Below are 25,591 nucleotides of genomic sequence, written 5' to 3' on the forward strand. Positions count from 1 at the left end.
GCTTCTTCCACCCGGACTATCCGTCATACGTGTCCAACCAGGCTAACCGCGCCCACCGACAAAAAATCTGATCGATCCGTGACCTTGACCTTTCGCCGCGGTTACCGTCCGGATACGCGGCGGTCACACGGAGAGCACGATCGCGCCGATGTTCCGGCGGTCCGCCAGCGCTCGATGGGCCTCGTCCGCCCTGTTCAGCGGCAGGGTCGCGTGGATGCGCGGCGTCAGGCGGGATCCGGCGGCCGCGGCCAGCGCCTGCTCGGCGTCGTCGCGTTGCCGGGCTTGCGATGTGCGGAACACCACGCCCAATGGACCGGTCAACGTGAGGCCGCGCTGCCCAAGTTGCAGCGTCGCGAGATCCACCACCGGCCATCGCCCGGAAGCGAATCCGTACAGCCCGATCCGCCCCGTGTCGGCGACGAGCGTGAACGCCGCCTCCGCCACCGCGCCGCCGACGGAGTCGAGGACCAGATCCACTCCGCGTCCGCCGGTCAGCGCGCGGGCCCGCTCGGTCCAGTCACCGGTGGTGTAGTCGACCACCGCGTCCGCGCCGAATTCGGCGGCGGCCGTGAGCTTCGCGCCGCTCGCCGCGCCCAGGACGGTCGCACCCGCGGCCTTCGCCGACTGCACCAGCAGCGACCCGATCCGCCCGGCCGCCGCCGTGATCAGCACGGTGTCGGACGGGTCGAGTCGCATCGTGGCCAGCAGTCCGCGGGCCACCGCGCCGGCCTGGAACACGGTGAGCGCCACCGCGAGATCCAGTCCGTCCGGCACCGGGAAGGTGTAGGCGGCGGGCGCCACGGCCCGCTCGGCGTACCCACCGGACTGCCCGGCCGTCGTCGCGACCACGGTCCGCCCCAGCAGCGCGGCGCCGACGCCGGCGCCGACCGCCACCACCCGCCCCGCCACCTCGACGCCCGGAATCCACGGCAGCGGGAACGGGTACCGGCCCGACCGGACGATGGTGTCCCCGAAGCCGACCCCGGCGAGTCGCACCTCCACCAGCACCTGGTCCGGACCTGGTTCCGGATCGGGGGCCTCGGCCACGGTCAGCACCTCCGGGGCCCCGAATTGCCGTACCAGCACAGCACGCATTGCACACTCCTCCGAGAATTTGACAGATCGGCCGAATCGAGACAAGTTGTCTCATCGAGAACGGCACGTCCAGTGTCGATCGGCGGCTCCGGGGTGGACAAGGGCCGAATCGACCGGACTGTCCCGAACGAGACGAGGAGGCGGAAATGTCTCGGCCGCAATCGGTTCCGGCATCGAACGTCCGGATCCGCCGCACCCGGGCCCTGCTGCGCGAGGCGCTGGTGGACCTGATCGAGGAACGCGGCCTCGACCGTGTCACCGTCGGCGACCTGACGACCCGGGCGATGGTGAGCCGGGCCGCGTTCTACCGCAACTACCGCGACAAATACGCACTGGTCGAGCAGATCTTCGACGAGGCGATGGCGGAGATGATCGGCGACCACACCGACGATCGGACGCCGGGTGAACGCTGGGCCGGATTCTTCCGCCACATCGACTCGTATCACCGGATGTATCGAGCGCTGCTGGGCCGCAAGGGCAGTCCGTGGTTCGCCGACCGGATGCGCGTCGCCCTGGCCGACATGACGACCGGGCACTTTCCCGGCGACTCCGCCGACGGCCTGGTGCCGACGGTGCTGGCCGGGATGTTCGTGCAATCGATCGTGTGGTGGCTGGAACAGGAACGCCCCTGCCCGCCGGAGGAGATCGCGGCGCGCTCGGCCCGCCTGATCCGCGCCGTGATCGAGAGCGACACCTGAGCTGCGACCGCACGGCCGGTCCGCGGTCTTCTATTGTCGATGAGGTGCTCGATCCGCAGCGGCTGCGCGCCGACATCCCCGCCTACGCCGACACCGCGCGGCCCGCACCGGTATTCCTCGACAGCGCCGGCTCGTCACTGCCGCCGCGGGTGGTGCTGGACACCGTGATCGGGCATCTGCGGCGGGAGGCCGAGATCGGTGGCTATCGCGCGGCGAACGAACGGCTCGACGATCTGGCCGCGGTGAAAACCGCCGTCGCGACGCTGATCAACGCCGACGCGGCGAGTATCGCGCTGAGCGACAGCGCATCCCGGGCCTGGTCCGATTTCTTCTATTCGGTGCCGCTCGCGGCGGGTGACCGAATCCTGGTGTCGCAGGCCGACTATGCCAGCAACGCCATCGCCACCCTGCAACGCGTCCGGGCCACCGGCGCGGTGGTGGAGGCGGTGCCCGCCGCCGCCGACGGCCGGCTCGACGTCGAGGCGTTCGCCGCCATGCTGGACGAGCGCGTGAAACTGGTGTCGCTGGTGCATGTCCCGACCAACGGCGGACTGATCAACCCGGTCACCGAGGTGTCCCGGCTCGCACACGGCGTGGGTGCGCTGGTGCTGCTGGACGCCTGCCAGTCCACCGGCCAACTGCCGATCGATGTCGCCGCGCTCGGGGTCGACGCGCTGTCGGCCACCGGCCGGAAATGGCTGCGCGGACCGCGCGGCACCGGATTCCTCTATGTGCGGCCGGAATTGGCCGCGACCATGGAGCCCGGCCGGCTGGATCTGCACAGTGCGGAGTGGGTGGAGCGGGACAAGTACGTGCTCGCCCCCGACGCCAGCCGTTTCGAGTTCTGGGAACACGATGTGGCCGCCCGGCTCGGCCTCGGCGCCGCCGTCCGCTACCTGCTCGAGCTGGGCCCCGACCGGGTCTACGCGGCGATCGCGGACCGCGCCGCCCACCTGCGCGCGGCCCTTCCGGAGATTCCCGGCGTCACCGTGCGCGATCTGGGTGAGAAGCGTTCCGGCATAGTCTCGTTCACCGTCGACGGTATCGCCCCGGTCGACGTCCGCGACCGTCTGCTCGAACGGAACATCACCGTCACCGTCAGCCACCGCGGCTCGACCCTGCTGGATATGACGGCGCGCGGACTGGACTCGGTGCTCCGCGCCTCCCCGCACTGCTTCGTGACCTTCGAGGATCTGGACCGCTTCACGGACGAACTCGCGGCGACAGCAACGGGTCGCTGATCACCACGGCGACGGGTCGCTGATCACCACCGCCCGATCGATCAATTGCCGATGATCCACACCGCACTCCTGTCCGAAGACCTCTCGGGTGACCTACCCGGCACCGATGAGTCGGAGCCCCCGGCGCCGTCCTAACTGCGACAGCCGATCCCGGACAGGAAGGCGGCATCATGCCCGCAGCCGAACCCGCGCTCGCAGCCGAGCCCGTAGCGAATTTCGACGCCCGCTTCAGCGAACCCGATTCCACTCCGCCGCCGTGGTCCGCAGTGCGGGACGTACTGGCCGGATCGGAGATGTTCTGGCTGTCCACCGTGCGCGCCGACGGCCGCCCGCACGTGACGCCGATCCCGGCGATCTGGCACGGCGGCCGACTGCACATCTGCACCGGCGATCAGGAGCAGAAGGCGCGCAATCTGGCGGCGGACCCGCGCTGTGTGCTGACCACCGGCACCAACACGCTGCGCGCGGGTCTGGACGTGATCGTGGAGGGCGAGGCGATCCGGGTCACCGACCGGGAGGTCCTCGCGCAGCTGGCCCGGCTGTGGAAAACGAAGCTGGACTGGGATTTCGAGGTGGGCGACGACGCCTTCCGCGATGCCGGGGACCGTACCGGCCTGGTGTTCGCGGTCGCGCCGCGGAAGGTGCTGGCGTTCGGGAAGAATCCCTACACCCAGACCCGGTTCACGTTCCCGGACTGACGCGTTCAGTGCAGCTGGTTCTGGGCGGGTTCTAGGCCCGCCCGCAACAGCAGCTCGACGGCGTCGGCGGCCTGTTCGACGAATACCGGCAGATCCTTGCGTTCCACGGTGGCGAACGGCTTCAGCACGAAATCGGCCGGATCCTGGCGGCCCGGCGGCCGGCCGATGCCGAAGCGCACCCGCAGATAGTCCTTGGTGGCGAGTGCGCTGGACAGCGAGCGCAATCCGTTGTGGCCGCCCTCGCCGCCACCGCGCTTGAGCCGGATGGTGCCGAACGGGAGGTCGAGTTCGTCGTGCACGACGATCACCTCGGTCGGCGGCACCGAGAAGAATTTGGCCAGCGCCGCCACCGGGCGCCCGGATACGTTCATGAACGAGCGCGGCTTGGCCAGCAGCACTCTGCGCCCGTCCAGCCGGGCCTCGATCAGATCGGCGCCCGACTTCTTGTGCACGGTGAAACGACCGCCGACGCGCTCGGCGAGCACGTCGGCGACCATGAAACCGACATTGTGCCGGGTGCGCTCGTATTCGGACCCGGGATTACCCAGGCCGACCACGAGCGCCGGCCCGGACGCCGTGGATTCGGTCATCGAAAACCGTTGTGTGCCGGAATTACTCGGCTTCGCCCTCGGCCGACTCGGCGGCCGGAGCCTCGCCACCCTCGGCCTCCATCGCCTCGGCGGTCGGCGCGGCGATGATGTTGACGACCAGCGTCTCCGCGGCGACCGCGAGCTGGACGCCCCGCGGCAGCACGATCTCACCGGCGGTGATCTGGGTGCCGGCGGCGATGCCCTCGATCGAGACCTCCAGCGAGGTCGGGATGTTCAGCGCGTCGGCCTCGATACTGACGGTGGTGGTCTCCTGGGTGACCAGGGTGCCCGAGGCGGCCTCACCGGTCAGGGTGATGTTCACGTCGGCGGCGACCTTCTCGCCCCGGCGGACGATCAGCAGGTCGGCGTGCTCGATGTAGCGGCGGATGGGGTGTACCACCACCGACTTGGTGAGGGCGAGCTGCTTGGTGCCGTCGATCTCCAGGTTCAGCACGGCGTTGGTGCCGTGCTCACGCAGGATCGCGGCGAACGCCTGCGCGTTCAGCGACAGATGCTTGGGGGCCTCGCCGTGGCCGTACAGCACGGCGGGGACGTTGCCGTCACGACGAGTGCGGCGGGCAGCACCCTTGCCGAACTCGGTGCGTACGGTGGCTTCGAGAAGGCTGGCGTCGGACATGGCTAGATCTACTCCTACGGCTATCCGGGCGGTCTGCTGCTGGCCAGGGTCTGCCCTGGCAAAGGGTCTACTCGTCCGACGAAAGGACCGATGGGACGACCGGTAAGCCGAGCCACGTCGATCACGGTGAGGACACTGAGTGTGCCTCACCCTCGCCGAGACAACCTGGGAACAATAACACGCCAACCGGGACGCCTATGAACGGCCCCCGCCCGATGGCGTGTGCTTTTTTCAACCTACCCCCCGCTGTCCGGTTCGCGCAGTGGGATGGGCGGCCGGTCACTGCGAGACATCTCACACAGCCGTACGGAAGGTGGCAGCGTACCGGTCGACCTGGTGCCGTCCCGAACGGGCGGCGAGATCGCGCATCAGCCGATCGGCGGCGGTGCGCACCCCGACCGGCGCCTGCCTATTCGACCGTGACGGATTTGGCCAGGTTGCGCGGCTTGTCGATGTCGTAGCCGCGGGCCTGGGCCACCTCGGCGGCGAAGATCTGCAACGGCACCGTCGACAGCAACGGCTGGTACAGGGTCGGCGCCACCGGGATCTCGATCAGATGATCGGCGAACGGGCGCACGGTGTCGTCGCCCTCCTCCGCGATCACGATCGTGCGCGCGCCGCGCGCCTGGATCTCCCGGATGTTGGACAGCAGCTTCGAATGCAGTACCGCGCGACCCTTCGGCGACGGCATCACCACGATCACCGGCAGGCCGTCCTCGATCAGCGCGATCGGGCCGTGCTTCAGTTCACCGGCGGCGAAACCCTCGGCGTGCATGTACGCCAGCTCCTTGAGCTTGAGCGCACCCTCCAGCGCCACCGGATAGCCGACGTGCCGGCCGAGGAACAGCACCGTCCGCTCGTGCGCGAACTGCCGGGCGATGGCCCGCACATCCTCCGCCGAATCCAGCACCCGCTCGACCAGCCTCGGCATCGCCTCCAGCTCGCCGAACTCGCGGGCCACCTCGTCCGGATATTTGGTACCGCGGGCCTGGGCCAGCGCCAGCCCGACCAGATAGTTGGCAGTGATCTGGGCCAGGAACGCCTTCGTCGACGCCACGCCGATCTCGGGACCCGTACGGGTATAGAGGACCGCATCGGACTCGCGGGGAATCTGAGCGCCGTTGGTGTTGCAGATCGCCAGCACGCGGGCCTTCTGCTCCTTGGCGTGCCGCACCGCCTCCAGCGTGTCGGCGGTCTCCCCCGACTGCGAGATCGCCACCACCAGCGTGGATCGGTCCAGCACCGGATCGCGATAACGGAACTCGCTGGCCAGCTCCACCTCGACCGGCAGCCGGGTCCAGTGCTCGATCGCGTACTTGGCCAGCAGGCCCGCGTGATACGAACTGCCGCAGGCGACCACGAAGACCTTGTCGAACTCGCGCAACTCCTGATCGGCGAGCCGCTGCTCGTCCAGCACGATCCGCCCGCCGGCGAAATGCCCGATCAGAGTGTCGGCGACGCCGGCCGGCTGCTCCTCGATCTCCTTCAGCATGAAGTAGTCGTGGCCGCCCTTCTCGGCGGCGGCGAGATCCCAGTCGATGGTGAACGGCCGGATCGGCACGCCGGTGGCACCGGAGAAATCGGTGACCGTGTAGCCGTCGGCGGTGATCACCACCGCCTGGTCCTGGCCGAGTTCCACCGCCTCGCGGGTGTGCTCGATGAACGCGGTGACATCCGAGGCGATGAACATCTCGTTGTGGCCGACACCCACCACCAGCGGGGTGGATCGCCGGGCCGCCACGATCGTGCCCGGATGGTCGGCGTGGGTGAAGACCAGCGTGAACGCGCCCTCCAGGCGGCGCAGGACGGTCAGCGTGCTGCCGACGAAATCGCCCGCGGTCGGGCCCGATTCGTAGGCGTTCGCGACCAGGTGGACCGCGACCTCGGTATCGGTGTCGCTGAGCAGTTCCACGCCCGCGTCCTCGAGCTCCCGGCGCAGCGGGACGAAATTCTCGATGATGCCGTTGTGCACCACGGCCACCTTCCCGGTGACGTCGCGGTGCGGGTGCGCGTTGCGATCGGTGGGTGCGCCGTGGGTGGCCCAGCGGGTGTGGCCCATACCCGTGGTGCCCGCGAAGGCCGCACCCGCCTCGGCGAGTGCGGCCTCCAGATTCGCCAGGCGACCGGCCCGGCGCTCGACGTTGACGGTTCCCGCACCGTCCAGAATCGCGACACCGGCGGAGTCGTATCCGCGGTACTCCATGCGGCGCAGCGCGTCAACGACGACGCCGAGAGCGTCCCGATACCCGACGTATCCAACGATTCCGCACATGGTTGACCACCCTACTGGGAGCGGCGTTCGATTGCCGTGTCCGACGGCATCGCTTCACTCTGACCGGCCGGTAAGGTTTCGGATGTGTCGGCGTCTGTGAAATCGCTCCTGAAACTCCTCACGAGCCCCGGGCCGCACCGGGTGCTCGGCGGCAATCTGGCCGTCGCGGGGCAACCCGGTGTGGTGTTCACGCCCGAGCAGGGCACCAACCTCCCGGCCGTGGCCTTCGGGCACGGCTGGCTGGCCGGCGCGGGTAATTACGTGCGGCTGTTGCAGCATCTGGCGTCGTGGGGCTTCGTGGCCGCCGCCCCGGACTCCGAGCGCGGGCCGGTGCCCTCGCATCTGAACCTGGCCGGCGATCTGCTCACCACGCTGGATATCGTGACCGGAGTGCGCCTCGGCGACGGCAATGTGACCGTACATCCGGAGCGGGTGGCGCTGGCCGGGCACGGCATGGGTGCGGGTGCGGCGGTGATCGCCGCGGCGCAACGGCCGGTCGGCGCGGTCGCGGCCCTGTATCCGGCGCCCACTGCCCCGGCGGCCGAGTCGCTCGCCGCCGGCATCGAGGCGCCCGCGCTGATCCTGGCCGGGGAGAGCGATATCGCCTCGGTCGACGGCAATGCGATCCCGCTGGCCCGGGCCTGGGCCGGACCGGTGGTGCTGCGCACGGTCGACAACGCCTCGCACAACGGCATGGTCGCGGGCCGCCGCCTCCTCGCCACCCTCGGCGCGGGCAAGCACGAGCCGCGGACCGAGCGCTATACCCGGGCCCTGCTGGTGGGTTATCTGACGTATCAATTGCTCGGCGACAAGGCTTATGCGGCCTTCGCCGATCCCGAGGCGAAGCTGTCGCACACGTCGGTGGTGGACCCGGAACCGGCCGATGCCGAACTCGAGGAGATCGAGGAGGAGAGCCGGCGGCTGTCCGGGCGGCAGGTCGTGGAACTGGTGCAGTTGCTGCGCAAATAACGGCGGTCGGCTCCAGCTACAGCGCTCGGCCAGCTCCGGAACAGCGCCGGTCAGGTCCAGCGCGGGCGGTAGTATGGTTCCTCCGGATCGGACGGTCCCACCACGTCGTTGGCCCGGCGGGCAGCAGCTGATCGGGCGACCGCGGCGCGCAATTCGGCTCGGCGCCTTGATTGTTCGCTTTCCTGGGCCGTGGTATCGATGGGTTCCGCGGGTGGCTGCGATTGTTCGCGCGGTGCATCCTCGAACGCGGGTGGGTTCGCGAGCAGATCCGGGCCGGTACTGCGGTCGGAGATCGGCGATGGTTCGGCGGACTGTTCCCGGTGCTCGGGCCGTCCGTCCGTGATCGGTCGGTCCACGGCCGCAAGCGGATTCGGGTTCCCGGTGACGGTCGCGCCTACAGTCGACCCGGTCTCCGGCCATGAGCGCGGTTCGCTCTGCGGCGCTGTGGAATCGCGAGTGTGTTCGGCGTGCTCTCGCGCCGGATCAGACACCCGGTGCTCTTGCTCCGGATCTGACGCTCGGTGCCCTTGCGCCGGATCTGTTGGCGTCTCGGCGGGGTCGGCGCTGTCCGGCCGGGCGGATCCTGCTCGCCGCGCGGCAGCTCGGTCGTTCGCGGCTGTCCGGTGCTTGATCTCGTCCAGTTCGTCGTGCAGCAGGCTCATTCGGTGAGCGTGTTCGGCCGCGTGGCGTTCTATTTCGGCCGCGTAGTCCATACGAGTGATTCTCTCGCGGTCGAGCGGTCAGAGGGGTCCGGCCTCGGACAGATCTGCGCCACTGTCGAAGGGGCTCGCGCTCGTCGGCGAATGACCGTCGGCCGGAGGTGAATCCGGCTGTGGCTGTGGCTGTGGCTGTCGCTGTGGAGGAGGTTGTCGGGGATCGGCTGGGTTCGGGGAATCGTTGTTCGCCTGCGGTTTCCGGTCGGTGGGAGACTGTCGGTCCTGCGGGCCGGGGGTGTCGGGCGGTGGTTCCGGTGCGGCGGTGGCGTGGTTTTCTGTGGTGATCACCGGGTTGCCGTGGTCGTCCAGCGTGACGGTGTAGATCTTGTGATCGTCACCGTCGGTGAGATCCACGTGCAGTGTGCCGTCGGCGACGGCGAGCTTCAGGTGGCGGCCCGCGATGTCGAATTCTGTTGCGGGCGCGCCCGGATCGGCGGGTATCGGGTGCGCGCCGAGGAACTGGTCCAGGACCGTCGTGAATTGATCGGCTCCGTGCCGGAGCAGGTCCGGCAGTTCACCGGCGCCTTGGCCGATCGCCGTGCCCAGGCCCGAGAGCAGGGACTCTGCGGCATTCGCGAGCGGGCTCAGTGCGGCGAGGCCGTTCACGATGTCCGGGATATGCGGAGTACCGGGACGGGAGTACTCCCGGCGGTCCGCGCTCGGCGGGTGAGTCGGATCGGGCCGCTCGGCGAAGGAACCGACGGTCGCCGCTGGGTCGGGCAGGTCGTTCAGGGCCTGCGCGACCAGACCGTAGTGCTGTTCGATCGCGCCGCGGGTGCGGCGGCAGAGTTCGATGAAGATCCGGGTCTTGTTCTCGACATCCGGTTTGAATGTGCTGCGCAGCCACTCGTCCGCCCGCCGGGTGAGGTACTCGTCGACCAGCCCGCGGACGTCCTCGGGAGTCTTGCCGCCGATGGTGGCCTCGCCCTGTTCGAGGAGTTCGAGAGTGGCGGCGGCCTTGCTGTACACCGCCGAGCGCAGGGCCGTCGTGGCGGCGCCGATCGCGGCCGCGGCCTGTTGCGCGTGCCGCAGATCCTGTTCGGCGGCGCTGATCCGATCGGACCATCCGGTCGTCACCGTATCCGCGGCCCGTCCACCGCTCCAGACGTCCGGCAACCCGTTCAGCAGTTGCCGCTGCACGTCCCACTGTTCACTCGCACCGGACAGCGCGGTGGTCAGCTGCTGCTGGAGGCCGGCGAGTCCCACCAGGTCCATACCGCGTTCCTGGTCGTACACTCGCTCGAATCCGGCTGTGCCCGAACCGATTTCCGGGATCGGCCCGAATACCCGGCAATACTGCGGGTAGAAATCGAGGAAGTACCGCAGTCCGTACGACCCGTAATCCAGGATGTCGTCGACACTGCCCTGGGGCCCCGGGTCCCGATGAGGATTCGGCATCGCGTTCTCCAGCGCGTTCGTCAGTGGTCGCCGGTGCCCGCGACACCGTGCGCATTGTTCTGCTCGGCGGCGGCATATGAATCGGCCGCGTCGTGCATCGCGGTCGCTGTCGCGGCGGTCGCCGTGCCCCACTGCCGCAGCCGGCCGGCGAGTCGTTCCACCCCTGCGCGGACCGCGGCCCCCTGCCCGGCGTAGTCACGGCCCGCATCGGTCCCGGCGCCGAAACCACTGTCGCCCAACGGTTCCGTGCAACGCGCGAGCGCCTCGGCCGACTGCCCTACCCGATCCGCCAGCTGTCGCAGCCCTGCCGGATCGACACGAAGCTCGTTCCCGCCGTTCATATCCGCCCTCCGTCGCGGTCCGGTGCGCTCGGCGAGCCGTGTTCCGGCTGCCCGATTACTCGTTCGACGCACTCGGCGGGCCCACGGTTCCACCCGGCCGGTGCGACACCTCGGATCGGCCGGCGCACGGCCGCCTGGCTCGTTGCGCACGAACCGGTACTCACCGGCTGCGGTTCGCCTGCCCGGTGTCGCCGAGGTGACCGCGGTCGGTGCGGACCCATTCCGTAGTGCCGTCCGCGTGGTGGTGGAACTCCCAGGCCGAGTAGTCGCCGTCGGTGTCGACGATGGTGACGTGGTCGGCGAGGCCGTCGTGGTCGAGATCGGTCCAGATGTCGAGGGAATGATCGCCGTGGACGGTTTCCGTATCGGCGGGGCCGCCGAGATCCTGGGTCGGATGCAGCTCCACCGCGCCGAGACCGCCGAGGTCGGTGTGCGCGTCGACGGTCGACGGGTCCGGACCGGACAGATCCTCCGAGGTGATCATGGGCCCCTCTCACGGTGGGTACGGCGAGATGTCGGTCCCATCGTGACATCCCCGTGGCCCGCCCGCAGCCGACCGGTGGTCACCCGCCAGACTCTTCTGGTGAGCACGACACTGCATGCACACGGTCTGGCCGCCGGGCACGGTGAGCGAACCCTGTTCAGCGACCTCGATCTGGTGCTGGCCCCCGGCGACGTGATCGGGCTGGTCGGCGTGAACGGCGCGGGCAAGTCGACGCTGCTGCGCATGCTGGCCGAGCACGATCCGCGGACCGGGCAGATCACCCTCAGCCCGCCGGATGCCACGGTGGGCTATCTCGCACAGGAACCCGAGCGGATCGCCGGCGAGACGGTGCTGCAGTTCCTGTCCCGCCGCACCGGCGTCGCGACCGCGCAGCAGGTCATGGACGCCGCGGCCGAGCGGCTCGGCGAGGGCGGCGACGACGAGTACTCCCCGGCGCTGGAACGCTGGCTCGCCCTCGGCGGCGCCGACCTGGATCAGCGGGCCGAGGAGGTGGCCGCCGATCTGGGCCTCACCGACCGGTTGCCCGAGGGTCTGGACACCCCGATGACCGCACTGTCCGGCGGCCAGGCCGCCCGCGCCGGTCTGGCGTCGGTGTTGTTGTCCCGCTTCGACATTCTGCTGCTGGACGAACCCACCAACGATCTCGACCTGGACGGGCTGGACCGGCTGGAACAGTTCGTGACCGCGGTACGGGTGCCGCTGATGGTGATCAGCCACGACCGGGAGTTCTTGGCGCGCACCGTGAATCGCATCGTGGAGCTGGATCTCGCGCAGCAGCAGGTCGGTGTCTACGACGGCGGTTACGAGGCGTACCTCGCCGAGCGTGAGATCGCCCGGCGGCACGCGCGTGAGGCGTACGAGGAGTACGCGGACACCCGGTCCGGCCTGGAGGCCCGGCAGACGATGCAGCGCAACTGGCTCGAACACGGTGTGCGCAACGCCCGCCGCAAGACCAAGGATTCCGACAAGGCCGGGCGGAAGATGCGCCAGGAGTCGACGGAGAAGCAGGCGTCGAAGGTCCGGCAGACGCAGCGCCGCATCGAGCGGCTCGACGCGGTGGAGGAGCCGCGCAAGGAATGGGAGCTGCGGATGTCGATCGCCGCCGCGCCGCGCAGCGGTTCGGTGGTGGCGACGGTGTCCGGGGCGACGGTCACCCGCGGCGAGTTCACGCTGGGACCCGTGACGGCACAGGTCGATTGGGGCGACCGGATCGTGCTCACCGGCGCGAACGGCTCGGGGAAATCCACCCTGCTGGCGCTGCTGCTCGGAAAACTGAAGCCGGACACCGGAACCGCCACGCTGGGTTCGGGTGTCGCGATCGGCGAGGTCGACCAGGCCCGTAACCTGTTCCGCGGCAACGACTCCCTGGTGGACACCTTCGGCGCGCAGATCCCGGATCGGAACGAGGCCGACGTGCGCACCCTGCTCGCCAAATTCGGCCTGCGCGGCACGCACGTGCAGCGGCCCGACGACACCCTCTCCCCCGGTGAACGCACCCGCGCAGCACTCGCGCTGCTACAGGCGAAGGGGGTCAACCTGCTGGTGCTGGACGAGCCAACCAACCATCTCGACCTGCCCGCGATCGAACAACTGGAGCAGGCCGTCGAATCCTTCGACGGCACACTGCTGCTGGTCACCCACGACCGCCGCATGCTCGACAGCATCCGCGCCACCCGCCGCTGGCACCTGGACCGGGGGCGTCTCACCGAATCGCACTGACCCGCCCAGCCCCCGGCAATCGTGGTGACCACCCAGCCCCCGGCGATCGTGATGACACTGACCGCCTAGGCCCCGGCGATCGTGGTGATCAGCGTGCGGGCGCCGGCGTTGCGGGTGGTGATGATCTGGGTGAAGGTGCGCGGTTGTTCGCCCGGCTTCTGCTGGGTGAGCCGTACCTCCCACTGGCCGGCGTCCGAGGCGTCGCCGCCGCGGGTGACCTGCACGCAGTAGCGGGTACCGGCTGGCAGCTGATCGATGCCGCGCTGGATCTGGTCGGCGGGCGGCACGGTGGCGTCGTCGGCGACCACGGCCCGCGCCGCGAAACCCGACCGCTGCACGTAGTAGGCGCGCTCGAACGCGAAGATGGCATCCGGCCCGCTGCCGGTACCGCCCGGATCGGTGCCGGAGGTCACATCGGCACTGTGCCGCTGCTCGCACCCGTCGGCCGCGATCGCGCCGGCCGGTGCGGCGACGGTGGACGTACCCGCGGCGCCGGAACTCACGACGGCCGGCACCCGCGCCGAAGACGCCGAGACCGTACTCGGCGTCCGGTGCCGTGCCGTGTGGATAACGATGAGCAGCACCGCCACCACGACGATCGCGAGCCCGACCATGATCAGCATAGCCATCGGCTTGTCACCGGTGCTGCGTTCCGAGTTGCGATTGCCACGGCGCGGATGCCGAAGTCGCAGACCGGCATTCCCGCCGGACCGGTCGACGAGCGACGGGGCCACGACCCGATCGTCGTCCTCGTATTCGTCGGCCTCGTAACCCCGGATCCGCACGTGCGGAGCGAGCGCATGCGGTTCTGCCCGCGGCACACTCGCATCCAGCCACTGCTCCCAATCCCCGGACCGCTCCTCGTCGTCCGCATGTCCCGGACCGACCTCTGCCCATCCGGAATCCCCTGCCGCGTACCCGTTCGCACCCTCGTCCACCGGATAGCCGCTCGCGGGCTCCATCAGCGGATAACCGTGCTGGGATCCGGTCAGCGGATAACCGGGGCCGGGCTCGACCTGCGAGTAGTCGTACTGCGCCGAGTAGCCGTCCCCGGTCCCGGCTGGACCGCCCTGATATGCCTCCGGATAACCCGCGGTGAATCCCGATGCCGGAGAGTCGCTTTCGTACCCGGCCGCCGAGTAGTACCCGTCAGCCGAGTCACCGTTCGCCGACGTGCCCATCGAATCCGAGTACCCGGACTCGGCCGACGACTCGGCCACCGAATACCCTTGCGCGGGAGCACTGTTCGAATCGCCATGGTCCGGGTAGGCGTAGCCCGAATCGCCTGCCGCGCCCCTGTTCACCGGCCCGCCGGGCAGGCCCCCGCCCGCAGACCGATGCCCGTTCGCAGACCCATCGGACACGTTCTCTTCCGCAGATCGATACCCGCTCGCCGATGCGGGGGCCGACCGCTCACCTGCCGAATACTCCTGTACAGAAACGTCTTCGGGGCTCCCGTACCCGCGCCCAGGAACAGCCTCCGAACCCGCGAACCCCTGTCCATGAACGGCTTCCGAACCCGCATACTCCTGCGCAGGAACGGCTTCCGGACTCATATACCCCTGCCCAGCAACCGCATTGGGACTCGCGAACCCTTGCCCAGCAACCAGGTCGGGACTCGCGAACCCCTGCCCGTGAACGGCTTCCGGGCCCACATACGCCTGCGCAGGAACGGCTTCTGGGCTCCCGTATCCCTGCCCAGGAACCGCATCGGGGCTCGGATACTCCTGTCCCGGAGCGCCTTCTGGGCTCGCATACTCCCGTCCCGGAACGCCTTCCGGGCTCGCATACTCCTGTCCCGGAACGCCTTCCGGGCTCGCATACTCCTGCGCTGGAACGGCTCCGGGACTCGTGTAGCTCTGTGCAGAAACCGCTTCAGAGCTCGGATACCCCTGTGTCGGAACTGCCTCCGGGCGCGCACGATCGACCTCGTCGCCCCCGCGTCGGTTCGCCGTCCCGCCGGGAATGTTCGCATGCCACGGCACGGACCGGTTCGCCGCCGAGCGCCGCGCCGCCGAATACTCCTGTGCGGGAGCCAGTCCCGGATGCTCGGCCGGCGGCAGGTCCGGCACCGCGCCGGGCCGACGGTCCTCCGCCCACCTATCGGTCCCGGAATCACCCATCTCCGACGGATCGAGCACCGCGCCGTTCGGAAGGGCCGACGAAACCTCGTAAGGCGGCGGCACATCGGCCTCCGTGGCATCCCAACCGCCCTCGTGCGGACGGATCGACACCGAGCCGGGGCGGTGATCCACATCGTGGGTGCGGAGGATATCCGCCGGCGACACCCGATCCGGCTCGACGATGTCGGGCCGCTGCCGCCGCGTCGACCGGCGCGCGCCGCGCCGCCGCCGGGAGGGACGGCGGGACGGCATGCGCACCATCGGCAGGCCGAGGTCGAACGGGTTGCCCTCCTCGTCGATGGGCTCCTCCCCGTCACCGGGCTCGTCGTCGGGACGGATCATCAGATCGCGTCGTCCCCGAAATCACCGATGACGGCAGCCGGGACCATCACCGCCTCGGCCGGGGTGGTCACACCGAGCTGGCCGTCCCGCGACTTGTGATCCTGACCGCCGCCACTTCCGCCGGGCGGCGGCATGGCGACCCCACCGGTGGGACCCGGTGCGGGGGCCGATTCGGGTGCGGCCGACCGGGCCGGGCCGGGGCTGGAAACCCGCGGTTCCGGTTGCACCGCAGTCGAATTCGAGCCGCCACCGCTCGACGCCGGCGGATCGTCCGGCCCGTAGCCACCGGAGCCGGCCAGCGGCCCCTGACCCGTCGCGGGCGGGGTCACCGGCGACGACGCACCGCCACCGAAGTCGATGATCGGCTTACCGTTGGCGCCGCTGCCGCCGGTACTCGCGTTCCCGGTGCCGGCGCCGTTGGTGGTGCTGCCCGGATGGATCAGCTCCGGCAGCGCCTTGTCGACCTCGCCCGCGACGACATCCATCGCATGCGAACCGACCTCGGCGATCTTGTCGATCAGATGGGTGCCGATGTCGACCCCGGCGCTGATGGCGGCGGTGCCCACCTGCACACCCGCCGCGATCAGGTTCTGCTGCAACTGCATCTGGGCGGCCTGCGCCGGATCCATCGGCGGACCGCTGTAGTACTGCGCCGGCGTCACCGAATTCTGGCCGTACTGATAGGAATTCGACCCGTTGTACTGGTACGAGGGATCGGGGCCGCCGTACTGGTAGCCCGGACCCGAGCTGCCGTACTGATACCCCGGGCCCGAACCGGACTGGTACCCCGACTGATAACCGACGGTGCTCGTGCCGGTGGGGTTCGTCACCGTCAGCGGGCCCATCGCGTCCAGTGCGCGGGTGTGGCCGTCCATCTCGGTCTGGGCCGACTGCACCGTGGTGATGGCGTCGCGCAGCGCCTGGGTGGCGCGGGTGATCACCGCATCGGTGTCCGGCGCCGAATGCGCGCTGTCCAGAATGGTGCGCGCATCGCGGCGGAAGTCGGCGATGATCTGGTCGACCCGGCTCGCGGCGCGGGCACTGGTGGTGTGCGCGGCGGTCAGCACCGCCAGATAGGCCGGGCCGCGATCGGAGATGTCGCCGATCTGGGTCTGGGTGGTGCGCAACGCCGGAACCGCCGCGTCGGCGGCATTGGAACTCCACGACGACTCCAGCGCGTGGATACCGTCGCGATGCGGCGCCTCGGTACCCGCGGCCTGCGAGGTCGCCCGCGACAACGCGGTGACGGTCGCCGGATCGGGTGCCCCGCTGCCGTTGCCGAGCGAGGCGCGCAAGGCCAGCAACGGCTGCACCAGGCGAGCGACGATCGGCGGGTCGAAATCGAGATCCGTGTAGCCCACGCCACCGGTGGAGGCCGTCCTGGTCACGCGAGCACCTCCCCGGCGTGCGCGACGGCCGCGGCCGTCTCCTCGTCACGCTGCCGGACGGCGCCCTCGTACCCGCGCAACACCTGGCCGTAGGTAGCGACCAGCTGTCCCGCCGTCGACAACGCCTGGGCGTGCTCGGCCACCGCGGCGGCGAACCGGGTGGCGAATTCACCACCCACGACACCCAATTCACCCGCGAGCCGCTGCGGGTCCACGGCACCCGCGGCCACAGCGGACGCCGAGGTCAGCTGCTGTGACACGGAATCCGCGATGGACGTATAGGCGGCCAGTGCCGCCGGATCGAGCTTCAGCGAATCCACTGTAGTTCCCCCTCACGGAAACCGTGTTTGCGAGATCCGGCTCCGCGTCCGGGGCCGGCGCTGTCGCTTGATAATTCGAATCAACCATACGTCGCGAACACCGAACCCGCCCCCGATCCAGCCGGGACTCCCCGGGCCACCAGCTGAAAAGGGGGCGTTCACAATTGCGCGGCCCGCGGGCACGGCTCAGAGCGCGGCGACCCGTTTCGCCAGATCGTCGGCCAGGGTGCGTGCCCGATCGTGGTCGGTGGCCTCCACCATCACCCGGATGAGATCCTCGGTTCCGCTGGGGCGCAACAGGACTCGGCCGCTGTCGCCGAGCACGCGCTCGGCCTCGGCCACCGCCTCCAGCAGATCCGGCGCGACCGCGACCACGGCCTTGTCGGTGACCGGCACGTTCACCAGCACCTGCGGCACGGTCTGCACCACACTCGCCAGCTCCGCGAGACTGCTGCCGGTCTGCGCCATCCGGGCCATCAGTTTCAGACCGGTCAGCACGCCGTCGCCGGTGGTGCCGAACGCGGGGAACACCACATGCCCGGACTGCTCACCGCCGAGGGCGTAGCCACCGCGGCGCAACTCCTCCAGGACGTAGCGGTCGCCGACCGCGGTGGTACGCATCGTGATTCCCGCCGACCGCATCGCGATGTGCAGGCCCAGATTGCTCATCACGGTCGCGACCAGCGTGTCGTGGGCGAGCGCACCGGTCTCGTGCATGGCCAGCGCCAGGATCGCCATGATGGCGTCGCCGTCGACGACCGTGCCGGCGGCGTCCACCGCCAGGCAGCGATCGGCGTCACCGTCGTGTGCGAGCCCCAGATCGGCGCCGTGATCGCGCACCGCCTGCTGGACCTGGTCCAGATGCGTCGACCCGCAGCGGTCGTTGATGTTGAGGCCGTTCGGCTCGGCGTTGATGGCGACCACCCGCGCACCCGCCTCGCGATACGCGGCGGGCCCGACATCGGAGGCCGCGCCGTGCGCGCAGTCCACCACCACGCTGATCCCACTCAGATCGCGGCCGGTGGCCTCGATCAGGTGTTCCACATATCGTTCGTGCGTCCCGGCCAGGCTGTAGTGGTCGTCGACGCGGCCGTCCGCGCCGGACTGACTCAGCACCCGGCCGATCCCGGCGCCGGTGGGCCGGATGAACTCGCGCCGGCGGACCAGCTCCTCGATCCGGTCCTCCGCCGCGTCGTCGAGCTTGTGCCCGCCCGCCGCGAAGATCTTGATCCCGTTGTCCGGCATCGGATTGTGCGATGCCGAGATCATCACGCCCAGACAGGCGTCGTACACCGCGGTCAGGTAGGCGACCGCGGGAGTGGGCAGAACACCGACGGACAACACGTCCACACCCGCGCCGGTGAGGCCGGCGGTGACCGCCGCCTCCAACATCTCGCCGCTGGCGCGCGGATCGCGGCCGACCACCGCGACGGCCCGCCGCCGACCACGGCCGAGCACCTCCGCGGCCGCGGCCGACACGTGCAGTGCCAGCTCCGGAGTCAGGCCCTCGTTGGCCAGTCCTCGGACTCCGTCGGTCCCGAACAAACGTCCCATTACCTCGCCTTATAGGTCGTTACAGCACGAAAGCAGGCACCCAGCGATACCGACCAATATCGGTGCCGGGGCCTGCTCTCGTACAGGTGCCGTGACGACCGTACTCCACCCGATGCCGCATGGACGCCGGATGGAGACAGCCGCACGCGGCAAGGTCAGCGCTTCGAGTACTGCGGAGCCTTGCGGGCCTTCTTGAGGCCGTACTTCTTGCGCTCGGTGGCACGCGGGTCACGGGTGAGGAAGCCGGCGCGCTTGAGGGCGGGGCGATCCTCCGGGGTGACCTCGATCAGCGCGCGAGCGATGGCCAGGCGCAGCGCGCCGGCCTGACCGGACGGGCCGCCACCGACCAGACGGGCGTACACGTCGAAGGTCTCGACCCGCTCGACGGTGACCAGCGGGGACTTGACCAGCTGCTGGTGCACCTTGTTCGGGAAGTAGTTCTCCAGGGTGCGGCCGTTCAGCTGGAACTGGCCGGAGCCGGGAACCAGGCGGACGCGGACGACGGCCTCCTTGCGGCGGCCGACGGTCTGCACCGGGCGATCGATCACGATCGGGGCGAATGCGGGAGCTTCGCTCTCGGCGCCGGCCTCACCCTCGGCCTCCGTGTCGGCCTCGGCCTCGTAGCTGTAGCCCTCTTCGACGACCTCGGCAGCGGTGTCGCCCTCGAAGGTCTCGTTGATTTCCTCGGGAGTGGTCACTGGGCCACCTGCTTGATCTCGAACGGAATGGGCTGCTGGGCCGTGTGCGGGTGGGTCGGGCCGCCGTACACCTTCAGCTTGCGGATGATCTGGTTGCCGAGCTTGTTCTTCGGGATCATGCCCTTGATGGCACGCTCCACGACCCGCTCGGGGCGGGTCTCCAGCAGCTGCCCGACAGACCGGGACTTCAGACCGCCCGGGTACTGCGAGTGGGTGTAGAGAAGCTTGTCCTGCCGCTTGTTACCGGAGACGGCAACCTTGTCGGCATTGATGATGATGACAAAATCGCCACCGTCGGAGTTCGGAGCGTAGGTCGGCTTGTTCTTGCCGCGCAGGATGTTCGCAGCCTGCACCGCAAGGCGGCCGAGCACCACGTCAGTGGCGTCGATGACGTACCACTTACGGGTCACGTCACCGGCCTTGGGGCTGTACGTAGGCACAGTGGATCCCTTGTCTGTCGGTTCACTGCCGGCCGAGAGCACGGTCGAGCCATCCCGGCGGCCGGTTGAGACCCGGGGACCCGTGGGACGACACAGTTGTTCACCGCGTCGTACCGCACGCCAGCTGGTGACGATACCAGTCGGCCCGCCACGACCCGCAATCGCCCGGTCAGTGCCGGTGCGGGTCCCCCGGACCGACCTGAGGCGGCGGCAACTTCCTGGCCGGTGCCGCCACATCGAGCACGGACTCGACCGATTCGGCCGAAGCTTGCGCCTGCTCCGCTGCCTCGTCCGGGGGTTCGGGCGACTCGTCCAACGGCACAACCTGAGCCTCATCCGACCCCAAGGCCGATGCCTGGCCCGACCGCACTGCCTGCGCTTCATCCGACGCCACAGCCGATACCTGCTCCGACTGCACACCTGACACCGCATCCGGCGGCACAACCGCCGCATCCGGTCGCCCAGCGGCCGCATGGTCCGACTCCATGCCCGGCGACGCATCCGACGGCACGGCCGATGCCGCATCCGATGGCAGAGCGGACATCTGGTCCGACCGCACGCCCGATCCGTCCGGCAACCCGGCAGACGCCTGATCCGACGGCATGCCCGACGCGTCGGCCGACGGCAGGCCCGACCCATTGTCCGACGGCAGGCCCGACGCCTGGTCCAACGGCATGCTCGACGCGTGGTCCGGCAGCGCACCCGACGACGACTCGCCGGATCGCATGTCCGATGTCTCATCCGACCGCGAAGCCGACGCCTGATCCGGCGGCAACCCCGGCACCCCGCCCGACCGTACGTCCAGCGCATCATCCGACCGCGTGGCCGAGGCCTGGCCCGACGTCTCATCTGACAGCGTGCCTGCTGGTTTGCCCGGCCGCATGCCCGACGTCTCATCCGGCCGCGCGGTCGGCGTCCGATTCGACGGCACAGCCGAAGGTTCATCCGACAGCGCACCTGCCGCTGCGCCCGGCCGCGCGCCTGACGCCTTATCCGACAGCGCGCCTGACGCCTCGCCCGGCCGCGCGCCTGACGCCTCGCCCGGCCACGTGCCTGACGCCTCGCCCGGCCACATGCCTGACGCCTCATCCGACAGCGCGCCTGATGCCTCGCCCGACGGCAGGCCCGACACCTCATCCGGCCGCACGGCCGACGTCTGGTCCGGCCGCACGGCGGGCGACTCGTCGGACCTCCCGGCAGATGCATCGTCCGAAGGGACAGTCGATAACCCGGGCAGCAGTGCGAACGGCGGCACGGGCGACAACTTGTCCGGCATCTTGGCCGACAGCTCCTCCCACGCCGACGGCGGTGCCTCGTCCCACAGCGACAACGGCTGCGGCTGCTCGGCGGCTGCCAGCTCATCGCCCACCGGAGCCGCCAGGTCTTCCGGCACCACGGCCACCGGCTCCTGGGGCAATAGATGCCCCAACTCCGGCGAGACAAGCAACGACTCCGGCGGCAGGGGAACACGCGCCGGCGACTCAGGCGCGGATTCCGGCGACACAGCCCCAGGATCCAGCGACACAGGCGCAGATTCCGGCAACGCGAGCGCACGATCCAGCGACACAGGCGCGGGCTCTGGCGGTGCGGGCGCAGGATCCAGCGACATAGGCGCGGGCTCTGGCGGTGCGGGCGCACGATCCAGCGACACAGGCGCGGACTCAGGCGGTGCGGGCATGGGCTCCGGCGCGACGGCAGGCGGCCTCGTGAACCGGCTCACCGGTAGTGCCGGTGGCGCCGGATCCGGTGTCGGCTCATCCGGCTCCCGCAGCGCATGCCGACCACCACCGCCGGTCCGGATGGTCCCGATCGGCCGGGACTCGCCGGTGGCGCCGTGCCGCGGCCCCTGAGACATCCGCCGGGTCGTCTCGGCTGGATCTACCCGCCCGAGCGTGGCGCGGTCCAGCATCACCGTGGGATCCGAGACGGCCCCGGCGTGCGCACCGATCTGGGTGCCACCCATGGCAGCCCGCGCCGGCGTGGGCGTCCGGACCGTGCGCGCATGACTCGATCCGGCGACCGATCCGTGCGCCGACATCGGCATACCGTGCATCGCCGCCATCGCGCCCGGACTCGAGATCGCCGTGGGCCGGCCCGCGTCGAAGGCGGTGGGCCCGGCCGGGCCGTATCCGCCGGGACCCGCCTGCCCCGGAGCCCCGGTGCCGCGGTCCGGATCGGGCCGGTTCACCGGGCCGGTCGGCGCGGTCCCACCGGACGGGGGCACCCCGCCGGACGGCCCGGCGGGCGGGAAAGCATCCGATCGTTCGCTGTCGGTGACGAGCAGATGCGCCGCCCCCAGCACCAGCGCGTGCATCGGATGATCGGCCACCTGCAACCGGTGCCCGAGATGGTTCTGGAACGCCAGCCGCAGCGCGTCGTTGAAACACGCATTACCGGACAACAGCACGGTCGAGGTGTCCGCGCCGATCCGCCGGGCCTCGGCCATCACCTCGATCACCACATTGTCGGCGGCGTGCGCATCCCGGCTCGCCTCCGGCGAGATCGGCACCCCCACCGATTCGGTCGGCTGTTCGTCGTCGCCGTGCACCGCGACGACCAGGCAGCTGCGGCCGTCGGAGTAGACGCCGGTCGCACCCACCCCCGGCCGGCCGGGCTGCGGCGCCTCGACCAGTCCCAGCGCCCGCATATATCCCGACAGTGCCACCGACTCCGGCAGCGGCTCGGTCTCCACGTCCAGCAACTCGACCAGGCGGCAGTATTCGGCGACCTTGCCGTCGGGCCAGTCGTCCGGGAACGGCAGTGCGACCACGTCCGGCTTACCGCGCAGATGTTTGCCGATCGCCGCCAGCGGGTTGTACAGCCGGGCGCGGAACACCAGTTCCGCGGGCCAGGTCGCGCCGGCGATCCGGATCTGCAGATGTCCCAGGATGTCGCGCACATCGGAGACGGCGATCCCGAGGTCGGGACGCTGAATATCGGTACTCGCCGTATGCAGGCGTCCCGTCGAATCCGCCAGCAGGTACGCCGGCGGCGTAAAAGTTCCTTCCACCTGGACCGGGCGGATCGGTATACCACCGCCGCCTGCGGCCACGGACACTACATCCCAGCCGAGATGTACCGCCCCAACTCGAGCCGTCACAGCCATAAGTGTGCCTGCTGCCGCGCGGATGCGCTCGGGGCCGGGAAAAGCACCGGCCGCACGAGGTGATGATCATCGGGCATCCGCACAGCGCCACCGTGGCCGGGCTCCGCCGCCGCCGGTCCGCTCATGCCGCGGACTTCTTCAGTCGCAGCCGCGACCAGGTCAGCACGGACAGCACCGCGGTGATGACCAGCAGCAGACCGATGTCGAGCAGCCAGAACGCCGGTTTGTGCTGCCACAGCGCGTCGGGCTGGGCCGCCGAGAACAATCCGCGCAGATCGACCGTCGACGCCCCCGCCGCGAAACCCCAGCGGGACGGGAAGAGATAGGACAGCTGCTCCAGCACCACCCGGTCGGTCACCGGGATCATGCCGCCGGCCATCACCAGCTGGCACATGATCACCACGACCAGCAGCGGCATCACCTGCTCGTTCGACTTGGCCAGCGTGGACAGCAACAGGCCGATCACCACACAGGTCACGGACGTGAACGCCAGATCGATGTAGAGTTCGACGCTGCCCGAGGGGATCAACGCCCCCTTACCCGGCGGCTGCTTGCCGAACAGCACGATGGCCACCAGCACCGCCGCCTGCAGCAGCGCCGCCACCCCGAACACCACGACCTTCGCCATCAGATACGCCGACGGCAGCAGGCCCACCGCGCGCTCCCGGTAGAAGATCGGCCGCTCACCCACGAGATCGCGCACGGTCAGGGTGGATCCCATGAAGCAGGCGCCGAGGATCAGCACCACCAGCAGCTGCTGGGTCTCCCCGCCGCCCGTGCGGATCATCGTGCCGTCCGGCAGCGGCGCCAGCGGTCCGGGTGCGAAACCGTTCTTACCGGGCACCACCAGCGACAACACACCCAGCACGAACGGCAGCACCACCAGGAAGGCCAGATAGCCGCGGTCGGCCAGGATCAATCGGATCTGTCTTCGCGACAGCGTCGAGAACTGTTTCCAGCCACTGGATTTCGGTGGCCGGCCGACCTCGCCGCGCGGTGCGGCAGGCGGCGGCGGTGGCACCGCGGACTGCCGGGAGCGATAGATCGCGAAGGCCCGATCCGGATCGGTGGCGACCCGCGCGAAGATCTCCGCCCAGTCGTTGGTGCCGAGGAAATCCCCGACCGCGCCCGGATGGCCGCAGAACGCCGTCTTACCGCCCGGCGCCAGCAACAGGACCTGATCGCACATGTCCAGGCAGGCCACCGAGTGGGTGACGACGATCACCGTGCGGCCCGCGTCGGCCAGCTCGCGCAGCATGACCATGACTTGGCGATCCAGCGCCGGATCCAGACCGGAGGTGGGCTCGTCCAGGATCAGCAGCGACGGGCCGGTGAGCAGCTCCAGCGCCACCGACGCCCGCTTGCGCTGACCGCCGGACAGCCGATCCACCCGGGTGTCGGCGTGCTCGGTCAGCGAGAGTTCCTCCAGCACACCGTCGATGACCGCGCGACGGTCCTCCTTGCTGGTGTCCGGCGGCAGGCGGAGCTCGGCGGCGAAGCCGAGCGCCTGCCGCACGGTGAGCTGCCGATGCAGCACGTCGTCCTGCGGCACCATGCCGATCCGGCTGCGCATCGCGCCGTATTCGGCGTGCAGATCGCGGCCCTCGAAGGTGACCACGCCCGCCGACGGGTGCACGGCCCCCGCGATCAGCTTCGACAGGGTCGATTTACCCGCGCCGGACGGTCCGATCAGCGCGGTGAGGGTGCCCCGCCCGGCCGACATGTTGACGTCGACGAGCAGCTGTTTGTTGCCCTCCACCGTGAATCCGATGCCGTGCACGGTCAGGCCCTGTTCCGCGACCGGCTTCTGCCGGTGCTTCAGCGTGCCCTCGGTGACGACGAAGTCGATGTTGCCGATGGTGACGATGTCGCGTTCCCGCAACGCTGTTCGCGATTCCCGGCGGCCGTTCACAAATGTGCCATTGGCCGAACCGAGATCCTCGATGGTCAGCCCGGCGTCGCCGCGGATCAGGCGCGCGTGCCGGCGCGAGGCCAGCGGATCGTTGACCACGATCTGGTTGTCGCTGGTACGGCCGATGGTCAGGCCGCCGGCGGGAATCCGGTCCGCCCGCGCGACCGGCGCCGTGGAGTTGCGCGTCCGCACCGGCGGCAGATTCGAGGTGTCGGCCTTCGTCGTCATGTTGACGTTCGGGGCCATGCCGGTCGGCACGGCGTTCTCCGGGCCCGAGGCGCCGGCGGCCGACGGAACCGGCTGCCGCTGCGGCGGATTCGGGTACCGCGGGGAATCCTGGCGCGGGAGGCGATCGGACCGTGGGTCGTACTGCGGCCGCTGCGGCGGCATCGGCCGGGCGGGGGTGGCCGGACCTGGGCCTGCCGAGGGCGCGTAGTGCGGCTGCGGCTGTGAAGGAGGCCCCGACCGATCCGGTCGCTGCGGCGAGCGGGCCGGCGTCTGGGGCACCAGATGCAGCAACGGCCCGCTGATCGCATCGCCGAGCCGCACCAGCATCGGCCGGTCCACGGACACGGGCCGGGTCAGCCGCTGCGCGTCCACGAAGACCCCGTTGGTACTGCCGTTGTCCGTGAGGACCCAGGCAGTGCCCTGCCAGACGAGCGTGGCGTGCACCCGGGACACCAGCGGACTGTCGACGAACAGCGTCACCTCCGGTGCGCGGCCCAACGTGATCTGCTGACCGCCGTCGAAGGTGCGGTCCGTTCCCTCATAGCGCACAGTGATCTTCGGCGCCCCCGGTTGTGACATAGTGTCGAAGCCTATCAGTGGG

The 25,591-nt window shown here is 69.9% G+C and carries 20 protein-coding genes; 5 read left to right on the top strand and 15 right to left on the bottom strand.

Going from position 1 to position 25,591, the window contains the following annotated elements; all coding sequences use genetic code 11:
* Positions 1-123: 123 nt before the first annotated feature.
* On the bottom strand, positions 124-1,095 hold the full coding sequence (locus tag G361_RS0122865; RefSeq protein ID WP_019929447.1) for a zinc-binding dehydrogenase: 972 nt from the start codon (positions 1,093-1,095) through the stop codon (positions 124-126).
* A gap of 146 nt (positions 1,096-1,241) precedes the next feature.
* On the opposite strand from G361_RS0122865, the gene G361_RS0122870 reads away from it, so the two are divergent.
* The 3 genes from G361_RS0122870 (at position 1,242) to G361_RS0122885 (ending at position 3,732) form a co-directional block, all read left to right on the top strand.
* Positions 1,242-1,793, top strand: coding sequence for a TetR/AcrR family transcriptional regulator (locus G361_RS0122870; protein WP_019929448.1), 552 nt, complete (start codon positions 1,242-1,244; stop codon positions 1,791-1,793).
* Between the two features lie 44 nt (positions 1,794-1,837).
* Positions 1,838-3,034, top strand: a complete 1,197-nt coding sequence (locus tag G361_RS0122875; RefSeq protein ID WP_019929449.1) for an aminotransferase class V-fold PLP-dependent enzyme — start codon at positions 1,838-1,840, stop codon at positions 3,032-3,034.
* Positions 3,035-3,204: 170 nt separating this feature from the next.
* Entirely contained in the window at positions 3,205-3,732 is a 528-nt protein-coding gene (locus tag G361_RS0122885; protein WP_019929450.1) for a pyridoxamine 5'-phosphate oxidase family protein, read from the top strand.
* A 5-nt stretch (positions 3,733-3,737) separates the two neighbouring features.
* Here the strand turns inward: G361_RS0122885 and pth are convergent, their stop codons facing one another.
* The 3 genes from pth to glmS form a co-directional block, all read right to left on the bottom strand.
* A complete protein-coding gene (gene pth / locus G361_RS0122890) occupies positions 3,738-4,322 on the bottom strand; it encodes an aminoacyl-tRNA hydrolase (protein ID WP_019929451.1) in 585 nt (194 codons plus the stop codon).
* Positions 4,323-4,344: 22 nt separating this feature from the next.
* On the bottom strand, positions 4,345-4,959 hold the full coding sequence (locus G361_RS0122895) for a 50S ribosomal protein L25/general stress protein Ctc (RefSeq protein ID WP_019929452.1): 615 nt from the start codon (positions 4,957-4,959) through the stop codon (positions 4,345-4,347).
* Positions 4,960-5,368: 409 nt separating this feature from the next.
* Positions 5,369-7,231 (bottom strand): glutamine--fructose-6-phosphate transaminase (isomerizing), encoded by a 1,863-nt coding sequence (gene glmS / locus G361_RS0122905; protein ID WP_019929454.1) that lies wholly within the window; start codon positions 7,229-7,231, stop codon positions 5,369-5,371.
* An 84-nt stretch (positions 7,232-7,315) separates the two neighbouring features.
* Between glmS and G361_RS0122910 the strand changes: the two genes are divergently transcribed.
* Positions 7,316-8,200 carry a chlorophyllase/cutinase-like alpha/beta fold protein gene (locus G361_RS0122910; RefSeq protein ID WP_026343389.1) on the top strand — a complete coding sequence of 295 codons (885 nt, stop codon included), beginning with the start codon at positions 7,316-7,318 and terminating at the stop codon, positions 8,198-8,200.
* Between the two features lie 740 nt (positions 8,201-8,940).
* Here G361_RS0122910 and G361_RS0122920 read toward each other — a convergent pair.
* From G361_RS0122920 to G361_RS0122930, 3 genes are all read right to left on the bottom strand, one after another.
* Complete coding sequence (locus G361_RS0122920) at positions 8,941-10,314, bottom strand: hypothetical protein (RefSeq protein WP_020647646.1); 1,374 nt, start codon at positions 10,312-10,314, stop codon at positions 8,941-8,943.
* Positions 10,315-10,334: 20 nt separating this feature from the next.
* A complete protein-coding gene (locus G361_RS47135) occupies positions 10,335-10,655 on the bottom strand; it encodes a type VII secretion target (RefSeq protein WP_019929457.1) in 321 nt (106 codons plus the stop codon).
* Between the two features lie 160 nt (positions 10,656-10,815).
* A complete protein-coding gene (locus G361_RS0122930; protein ID WP_019929458.1) occupies positions 10,816-11,139 on the bottom strand; it encodes a DUF6802 family protein in 324 nt (107 codons plus the stop codon).
* Between the two features lie 99 nt (positions 11,140-11,238).
* Here G361_RS0122930 and G361_RS0122935 point away from each other — a divergent pair, with 99 nt between their 5' ends.
* Entirely contained in the window at positions 11,239-12,879 is a 1,641-nt protein-coding gene (locus G361_RS0122935) for an ABC-F family ATP-binding cassette domain-containing protein (RefSeq protein WP_019929459.1), read from the top strand.
* Between the two features lie 65 nt (positions 12,880-12,944).
* Here the strand turns inward: G361_RS0122935 and G361_RS47140 are convergent, their stop codons facing one another.
* The 8 genes from G361_RS47140 to G361_RS0122980 all read right to left on the bottom strand — a co-directional run bounded on the left by G361_RS47140 (position 12,945) and on the right by G361_RS0122980 (position 25,569).
* A complete protein-coding gene (locus G361_RS47140; RefSeq protein WP_019929460.1) occupies positions 12,945-14,099 on the bottom strand; it encodes a hypothetical protein in 1,155 nt (384 codons plus the stop codon).
* Between the two features lie 1,244 nt (positions 14,100-15,343).
* Positions 15,344-16,732 (bottom strand): hypothetical protein, encoded by a 1,389-nt coding sequence (locus G361_RS0122950; protein ID WP_155981557.1) that lies wholly within the window; start codon positions 16,730-16,732, stop codon positions 15,344-15,346.
* Positions 16,729-17,052 carry a hypothetical protein gene (locus G361_RS0122955; RefSeq protein ID WP_019929463.1) on the bottom strand — a complete coding sequence of 108 codons (324 nt, stop codon included), beginning with the start codon at positions 17,050-17,052 and terminating at the stop codon, positions 16,729-16,731. Before G361_RS0122955 ends, G361_RS0122950 begins: the two co-directional genes overlap by 4 nt.
* 186 nt (positions 17,053-17,238) lie before the next feature.
* Entirely contained in the window at positions 17,239-18,606 is a 1,368-nt protein-coding gene (glmM, locus tag G361_RS0122960) for a phosphoglucosamine mutase (protein ID WP_019929464.1), read from the bottom strand.
* 155 nt (positions 18,607-18,761) lie between these two features.
* Complete coding sequence (rpsI, locus tag G361_RS0122965; RefSeq protein ID WP_019929465.1) at positions 18,762-19,304, bottom strand: 30S ribosomal protein S9; 543 nt, start codon at positions 19,302-19,304, stop codon at positions 18,762-18,764.
* Positions 19,301-19,744 (bottom strand): 50S ribosomal protein L13, encoded by a 444-nt coding sequence (gene rplM / locus G361_RS0122970; protein WP_026343390.1) that lies wholly within the window; start codon positions 19,742-19,744, stop codon positions 19,301-19,303. The genes rpsI and rplM overlap by 4 nt, the downstream gene beginning before the upstream one ends.
* 169 nt (positions 19,745-19,913) lie before the next feature.
* The gene (locus G361_RS51100) at positions 19,914-22,796 is read right to left on the bottom strand and encodes a hypothetical protein (protein ID WP_231386972.1); all 2,883 of its coding nucleotides are present in this window, start codon (positions 22,794-22,796) and stop codon (positions 19,914-19,916) included.
* A gap of 175 nt (positions 22,797-22,971) precedes the next feature.
* Positions 22,972-25,569 carry an FHA domain-containing protein gene (locus G361_RS0122980; RefSeq protein ID WP_019929467.1) on the bottom strand — a complete coding sequence of 866 codons (2,598 nt, stop codon included), beginning with the start codon at positions 25,567-25,569 and terminating at the stop codon, positions 22,972-22,974.
* Positions 25,570-25,591 lie beyond the last annotated feature (22 nt).

The sequence above is a fragment of the Nocardia sp. BMG111209 genome (assembly GCF_000381925.1).
Classification (GTDB): Bacteria; Actinomycetota; Actinomycetes; order Mycobacteriales; family Mycobacteriaceae; genus Nocardia.